Below are 1,727 nucleotides of genomic sequence, written 5' to 3' on the forward strand. Positions count from 1 at the left end.
GCGCAAGCCGCCCATCTCGGAAACCTTGAGCCCGCGGTAATCAAAGAGGTAGACGCCGTTGCAATTGAAAATATCGGCCAGTCCCTCCACGGTTTTTTTCTTTTTTTCGAGTATCTGTGAACTTGCCATGACGTTCTCCTTGGCCTAGCCTTCCAATTCCTGGATGTTGATCTTGATCGACGGGCTCATGGTGGAAGAGATGTACACGCTCTTGACGTATTTCCCCTTCAGGGTGGCCGGCCGCACTTTCAGTATGGCGCCGATGAACGCCTTGGAATTCTCGACGATCTTTTCGCTGTCGAAGGAAAGCTTGGCGATGCTGGAATTGATGATGCCGCTCTTGTCGACGCGGAACTCCACCCGCCCTTTCTTGATGTCGGACACGGCTTCCTTGACGTTGAAGGTCACGGTCCCCGCCTTCGGGCTGGGCATCAATCCCTTGGTGCCGAGCGACTTGCCCAGCTTGCCGACGCTCTTCATCATGTCGGGAGTGGAGATGACCACGTCGTAGTCAAACCAGTTTTCCTTCTGGATTTTCTCGACGATTTCCTCGCCGCCGACGAAATCGGCCCCGGCCTCGCTGGCTTCCTTCTGCTTTTCGCCGCTGGCGATGACCAGCACGCGCTTGACCTTGCCGGTACCGAAAGGCAGGACAACGGTCCCGCGCACCATCTGCTCGGGATACTTGGGGTCGACCGACAGGCGGATCGAGGCGTCCACCGATTCATCGAATTTGGAAGCCTTGATTTCCTTCAGCAAGGCCACCGCGTCCTTCAGCACGTATTCGCGCGCTTCGACCTTTTCCTTGGCCTTGAGGTATGCTTTTCCGCGTTTAGACATTTTTGACCTCCAGACCCAGGCTGCGGGCCGAACCTTCAATGATCTTGATGGCCTGCTGCAGGTCGGTGGTATTGAGGTCCTCCAGCTTGGCCTTGGCGATCTCCTCCACCTGCTTGTGCGTCACCTTGCCCACCTTGTTCTTATTGGGTTCGCCGGAGCCCTTCATGATGCCGGCGGCTTTCTTGAGCAAGTAGGAGGCCGGCGGCGTCTTCATCTTCAGGGTGAAGGTCTTATCGGCGTGGACCATGATGTCCACCGGGATGATCATGTCCTCCTCCATCTTGGCCGTCAGCTTGTTGAACTGGGTGACGAACTCCATGATGTTCAAACCATGCTGGCTCAGCGCCGGGCCGACCGGAGGGGCGGGGGTCGCCTTCCCGGCCGGAAGCTGCAACCTGAATATTTTGACGATTGCTTTGACTTTTGGACTTGCCATGGGCATTTTCTCCTAAATTTTTTCAACCTGCAAATAATCCAAATCGACTGGGGTCGCCCGGCCAAAAATGGTCACGATCACCTTCAACATGTTTTTTTCTTCGTTGACCGCATCCACGATGCCGTTGAAGTTGATGAACGGGCCGTCGATGATCTTCACCGCTTCGCCGATATCGAAATGATACCTGGGTTTGGGGGTTTCCTGGGTAGTTTCAATGTGCTTTAAGATAGTGGCCACTTCCTTGGCCGAGAGCGGCTTGGGCTTTTTGCCCGCCCCGACAAAACCGGTGACTTTCGGCGTATTGCGCACGAAATACCAGTTCTTGTCGTTCATTTCCATGTTCACCAGGATGTAGCCGGGGAAAGAGCGTTTCTCACTGACCACTTTCTTGCCGCTCTTGATCTCGACGACGTTTTCCTTGGGGATGACGATTTCGCCGATCTGGCTCTGC

3 protein-coding genes are annotated in these 1,727 nt (G+C 55.1%); all 3 read right to left on the bottom strand.

Annotated elements, in window-relative coordinates; genetic code table 11:
• Nucleotides 1-144: 144 nt before the first annotated feature.
• A complete protein-coding gene (gene rplA, locus NTW95_12525) occupies nt 145-840 on the bottom strand; it encodes a 50S ribosomal protein L1 (protein ID MCX6558233.1) in 696 nt (231 codons plus the stop codon).
• A complete protein-coding gene (rplK, locus tag NTW95_12530) occupies nt 833-1,276 on the bottom strand; it encodes a 50S ribosomal protein L11 (GenBank protein ID MCX6558234.1) in 444 nt (147 codons plus the stop codon). The genes rplA and rplK overlap by 8 nt, the downstream gene beginning before the upstream one ends.
• Before the next feature lie 12 nt (nt 1,277-1,288).
• The coding region (gene nusG / locus NTW95_12535; GenBank protein MCX6558235.1) for a transcription termination/antitermination protein NusG at nt 1,289-1,727 on the bottom strand (439 nt) is incomplete at its 5' end.

The organism is Candidatus Aminicenantes bacterium (assembly GCA_026393795.1).
Classification (GTDB): Bacteria; Acidobacteriota; Aminicenantia; order UBA2199; family UBA2199; genus UBA2199.

Coding starts and splice junctions, on each gene's coding strand:
- rplA (MCX6558233.1), bottom strand. CDS start 840: ATGTCTAAACGCGGAAAAGCATACCTCAAGGCCAAGGAAAAGGTCGAA.
- rplK (MCX6558234.1), bottom strand. CDS start 1,276: ATGGCAAGTCCAAAAGTCAAAGCAATCGTCAAAATATTCAGGTTGCAG.